This is a genomic window from candidate division WOR-3 bacterium (genome assembly GCA_039801365.1).
In the GTDB taxonomy this organism is placed as follows: Bacteria; Hydrothermota; Tepidihabitantia; order Tepidihabitantales; family Tepidihabitantaceae; genus JBDRUN01.
This window is the reverse complement of sequence record JBDRUN010000118.1, coordinates 1-5,650: the sequence shown is the minus strand read 5'-3', so window position 1 is coordinate 5,650 and position 5,650 is coordinate 1. Positions and strand designations below refer to the sequence as shown.

Genomic DNA, 5,650 nt, shown 5'->3' with positions numbered 1-5,650 from the left:
GTCGAAGGACAGGCAGTGCCGACGCAACCATCTCGACTTCAAGCTGGACAAAGCTCATGATTCGAGTACAAATGTATTCTGAGGCAACGGGGCGTCCTCGAGTACATCCATATATGAGGCAACAGGGAACTCCCTGGAGTATCCGGTGCCGGTCGCAAGATTTGGGCATTTCATTTTGCCACGACCATACGGCCGGTCAGACTGAACCCCGGGCCATCAAGGCACACACAATAGGTACCGGTGCTGAGCCCGTTGACGTCAAGGCTGGCTTCGCCGTTCTGCTTTAGCTCGACCACGCGGCTGAGTGCGATTTGACCGGTCGCGTCAAACACCGTGACCCTTGCCGTGCCTAGTGTCATTACGCTGCTTTGTATTGTTGCAACCCTGCTGACAACCGGGTTAGGGCAGATTGACAGTGTCCTGAAACGGACTGAAGTATGGGACCCGGCCATGGTCGCCTGAGCCTCCTGGTTCGGTTTCAATGTCTCCCGTGGTGGCATGGTATAGCGCCAGAACTCGAACGTCTTGTTGCCCTTGAAAGCGTACAGGACCCGGCTGAACGGGTAGCTTATCATATCCGAGCCCTGTCCCACCTTCACGTCCTTAAGGGTCGTGCCGAACACTGGCAGCGGCTCCTGTTCATTCCAGATTCCAGCAACCGGGTCGAACCGCCAGAATTGGTCGGTCTTGCCGGACTTGAGCGAGTAGATTGCACCCTCGCGCCATACCGCTGAGGCACCTTCCTTGATACGCTTACGTCGGTAGTTTGTGGACTGAGTCGCATATGGGATGGGCGGAATCTGGGCAGTCCAGGTGTCGGTGTTAAGGTCATATACCCACATTTCGTGGGTTGGTGCCTTGTGGGCATAGAGTTTTGAGCCGCTATCGTAGGTGAGCCATGAACCCTGTTTCCACTTGGCCGAGGTACCGGCTGGAGCGTTATCGAGTGTGGCCCATGTTCTGGCCTGGACGTTGTAGCGGAGAAAGTTCTGTTTTGGCCCCTTGAGCAGATAGATATAGTCAAGACCGTACTGCTCGACGTGGACAAGGTCAGTGCCGGTTTTTACCTTCTTCTCACTTGGTCCCAGCGGTACATCAGGCAGACGCTCCCAGTTGTTCTGGCTAATCGAGTAGCGCCAGAACTCCTGGGTGCCACCGCCGAGCACCATGAACACGCTGCCCTTGCCGTCGCTCACGCCACGTGCACCCTGGCCGACTCTGCCCGGAACAGGGGCAAGCGCCTGCCACTGACCGGTAGCCGGGTTGTAGGCAAAGAAGTCTGTGGTCTTACCGCCCCGGGCCGCATAGACAATGCCGTTTGTCTCGTCAACCGCGAGCCAGGCGCCGGCCCTCACCGGCTTCGGCGTGCCAGTCAGGGGCAGAGGTCTGACTTCTTCCCAACCCCAATATGGCCGTGGCTTCGGCGCTGACGGGACTACGGTGAACCAGGAGACCGCGTAGTTGTCAAGCGGGTCGGCGTCGTGAGCAAGGTCAAGGGTTGCAGTAACTATTCGTTCGCCACCAGCCGGGTCTGCGGTCCATTCCGGGAAAGTCACGGCGCGGCTTTCACCAACTGGAACTGCGTCAAGTTCGAGTGTGCGGTGGTACAGTTCGGCTGCGCCATCGCCGATCGTCACCGTGAGACTGAAGGACAGTTCCAGGTCGCCCTTGTTGGAAACCGCCACGACCGGCGCGATTACCGAATCAGACTCGAGTTCACCGGCCGGAGCAATGATGGCGTCAATTGCCATGTTGGCGGCGGCGAATGTCACGCGGAGGTAGGGCCGGAATTTCTCGGCTTCATAGCCTTTGGCATGGCCCTTGGATTCGGTTTCGTCCCACTTGAACAGACCGAATGCGATCCAGTCCCGGCTCAGCGCGGACTGAATCGCGTGCACGCCGTCCGCCGAAAGAACCCGCTCCACCCAGCCGCGGTCCGACACGAAGTCCGGCGCGACGACCGTGCCGCTTACTATGCCGTTCCAGAGAGCATCTGGTTCGGCACTGACCGGGTCCTCGGCAACGAGCGTGACGTACGTATGGGGCGCGGGTTCACTCTGGGACACGACGTAGTAGAAGAAGCTAGCCTGAGTGATGGTCGCGTTGTCCGGGATGTCAGCGATATCCACCTTGGTCCAGCCCTGCCACTTGTCGTCCGGCGGGTCCTTGCCGTACATCATGTCCGCATTGTGCTTGGAAAAGCCGCGCTTTCCGTTCATAACCCGTCCGCTCCAGTAGTTGTCATGCCGCGGATACAGGTCTCTTACTTCCACCCCACGGGCTAGGGTAAGGAAGCCTACCAGCACTAGGACTATGCGCAGATCGACAGCGTTCTTCATTTGATTCCTCCTTTGACCGCCAGTGCCCTGCTGGTTGTGCCAGACTGGCACTGGCGCAATCTTCCTGTTGCGTTGCGTTCAACACACGGTGTACAAACATCGGTCTGCTAACCCATTGAGTCTCAACGGCTGGCCCGACGTTATGGCACGCGAACCGGCCTTGGTTACTGCCAAACGGTACAAACGCCGTTCCGCCAGTGTGTCTTGGCCAGGACATAGCTATCATTGGGAAAAGGAACTGCAAAGGTCATGCCAGACTTTGCTCGGTTTGAGCCCTGACTCGTAGATGCCCTGCGTTGCTGGCTAACCCATTGAGAAGTAGCGTGGTTGCCCTAGCCAGTGGCCGTGACTCTTGTCTGTTTGTGTTATATATTCAGTGGGTCCGCGTCTCATAGTATGAGATTTCTGTCTCCGGATGTCTCAGGAGTCGAGACTATACAGGACACATTGGATTCAGCTAGGCCTGCTCACGGTATTGTCGGCGACAGCTTGGTTCAACATCCAGAGCACCCAACAACCAGAGTTTCGAGCGGCAACGTTTTCGCTTGACGAACAGGGTAAATCGAGCAAGAATAGGCAGTCATGGCCAAGCTACTTGTTCCTGATTCTGAAATCCGCGACCTAATTATCGAATACGGCGGCAGCGAGGCGCTCAAGTGTTACCAGTGTGGAATGTGCATGGCACTCTGCCCGTGGTATCAGCTTGAGAAAGTAGACTTCCTTGTGTACCGACTACCTCAAGCGGTCAAGCTTGGAGCAGTGCTGAATACCGAAGACAAGGATGAGGTTGCAGCCGAAGTAACAGAGTTGTACCGGTGCGTTGGTTGCGAAGCATGCCTTGCCCGGTGTCCGCGGGGGGTGGACATCCCGGCGGTGCTGCGTGCGATCCGACGTATCCTGGTTGAGAACCAGTCGGTACCTCAAGCGCTTGGCGCAACGATACACCACTGCTACAGCACTGGCAATCCATTGGGTGGCGCACCCGAGGAACGATTTGCCTGGGCCAAGGGACTGGACGTGCCGACCTTTGAAAAAGGCGTGGATTTTGCATGGTTCAGCTGCTGTACCGCGGACTATGACCCGCGGTGCCAGGCGGTCAGCCGGGCCTTGGTCAGGGTCCTTAGACACGCCAAAGTCTCATTTGGGGTCCTGGGCACGGGCCAGATGTGCTGCGGAGAGGCGTTGCGCAAGGCTGGAGCCGAGGAAGTGTTTACTCACCTGGCCGGGGCCAACACCGCGCTTGTTGATCGGCCAGAGGTCAGAAGACTCCTGTTCACATCGCCCCATTGTTTCAACGGATTTCGTCGGGACTACCCAGACCTGGCCAGAAACCGGGAGCTGGTTCACGAGACCCAGTTGTTCGACCGTCTTATCACGGAAGGGCGCATCAGACCAAAGAAGGAATTGACAGCAAAGGTTACCTACCATGACCCCTGCACACTGGGGCGACAGTGCGGCATTTATGAAGAGCCACGGCGGGTGCTTTCGAGCATTCCGGGCGTCGAGTTAGTGGAAATCCCGGACTTCAACCGGGAACAGAGCGTGTGCTGTGGCGGCGGAGGAGGAGGGTTGTGGCTTGACTGGCCTAAGGGAGAGCGTTTGTCTGACATCAGGGTGAGGCAAGCGGCCAGGACAGGGGCCAAGGTACTTGCGGTTGCCTGTCCATACTGTCTGCAGATGTTCGAGGACTCGGTCAAGACTATGGAGCTTGACCTGCGGGTTGCAGACGTTGCCGAGCTTCTGGCCGATTCGCTCGAAGACTAGCCGTTACCGTAACTTCAACTTCTGCTCGCTGATTTCTCCGGAACCCGGCCCAGTCAGCCGACGGTCTTGACAAGTTATTAGCGAGCAGAATGTTATACCACAGGGGGGCTATTGGGCACAAAGATGAGGACACGGACAGGGGGTTACCCAGTGACCCCGGGAGTGACTCCCCATCTGAGTAGAGTTCTGAAACCCTAGCTGAGACGTTCTATCAACTGTTACCTGAGTCTAGGGTTGAAACGATGACTTAGATAGCGTCTCAAGTGCTTGATGAGTAAGGACTTGAAGTAGCTAGTTACGACCTGTTTGAAATGGTTCGTCATTCAGATTCTGACTTGCGGACTCAAAGTCTGGTTCACATGTCGCATCAGAAAGGCTGTCAGTTGCCGGCTTAGGTCTGGGTTCAGTCAAGGTTTGAGACCCGAGCTCAGGATTCAGGTTACCGGTGAGCTAACTGGTTCAGTCCTGGCCCAGGCACCAGTCGTCTCCGCTCAAGCAGTTCTTCGGCCGTTGCTCCGGACAAGGCATTCCAGGGCATCATGGCCGCAGTGTCGACAGCGAGACCGGCAAGGAGTATCTTGATTGGTCTCAGTCGAACCAAGTCGCAATCCTTGAGCCGAATTGAGGTTCATAGACAAGACACGGCCTGGCCGTGCCAGGTTAACGTTCCTCAAGACAAGCGTCTTTCCCGCACCGTCTCTCCATGACACCGCTTTGGGGCACTAGACGACAGCCAGCCGCTTGACAGTTAGTAAGCAATCTATACTATTCATACTATGATTGACCGTCGGGCTGCGGGCGGTGGTCGATTGAAGCGTTGGCCGGGAACGGGTAGGGTTGCGCTCGTCACCGGCGCGTCCTCCGGCATTGGGCTGGCGATTGCTCGCAAGTTCGCGGCCGGTGGTCTGAAGGTTGTGCTGGTTGCTCGTCGGAAGGAACGACTTGCTACCATTGCCGGCGACCTCGAGGCCGGTGGCGCGGACGTGATTGTGGTGCCAGCTGACCTCGCGCTCGAAGCCGAGCGAGAGCGAGTCTGTGATGAAGTTAGGCAGTCATACGGAATGATAGACGTTCTGGTCAATAACGCCGGGCTGGGCTGGTACGGTTACGGCTATCGTATGCCCTGGCACGTCGCACGCGAGATGCTCCGGGTCAATGTCGAGGCCGCCGTTCATCTGACCCTGCTCTGTCTGCCAGCGATGAAGTCGCGCGGTTCCGGGCACGTAATCAACATTGGCTCCATCGCCGGCTGTCTGCCTGAACAGGGCATCGGCATCTACGGTGCAACTAAGGCATTCCTTGATGCTTTCACAACATCACTGTACCGGGAGCTGCGAGGCAGCGGGGTTTGGGTGAGCGTTGTTCGGGCCGGCCCGGTGGCGACCGAGTTCTTCGAAGCCGCAAGAAGACGCCCGGCCGGCTGGGCCGTGCCGGCGCAGAGTCTGGCAATCAGTCCGGAACAGGTGGCGGACCGGGTATGGTGGCTTGTCCGCCACCCCAGGCGCCAGGTATTCGTGCCCTGTCATCTCCGGCTCGCAACATGGCTG

General features: G+C 57.7%; 3 protein-coding genes. 2 read left to right on the top strand and 1 reads right to left on the bottom strand.

The features are described 5' to 3' along the window. Positions 1 to 170: 170 nt before the first annotated feature. Positions 171 to 2,339 carry a T9SS type A sorting domain-containing protein gene (locus tag ABIL25_10680; GenBank protein MEO0082731.1) on the bottom strand — a complete coding sequence of 723 codons (2,169 nt, stop codon included), beginning with the start codon at positions 2,337 to 2,339 and terminating at the stop codon, positions 171 to 173. 582 nt (positions 2,340 to 2,921) lie between these two features. Between ABIL25_10680 and ABIL25_10675 the strand changes: the two genes are divergently transcribed. Further along, positions 2,922 to 4,103, top strand: coding sequence for a (Fe-S)-binding protein (locus tag ABIL25_10675; protein MEO0082730.1), 1,182 nt, complete (start codon positions 2,922 to 2,924; stop codon positions 4,101 to 4,103). A 776-nt stretch (positions 4,104 to 4,879) separates the two neighbouring features. Beyond that, a partial coding sequence (locus tag ABIL25_10670) for an SDR family NAD(P)-dependent oxidoreductase (protein ID MEO0082729.1) occupies positions 4,880 to 5,650 on the top strand: 771 nt, incomplete at its 3' end.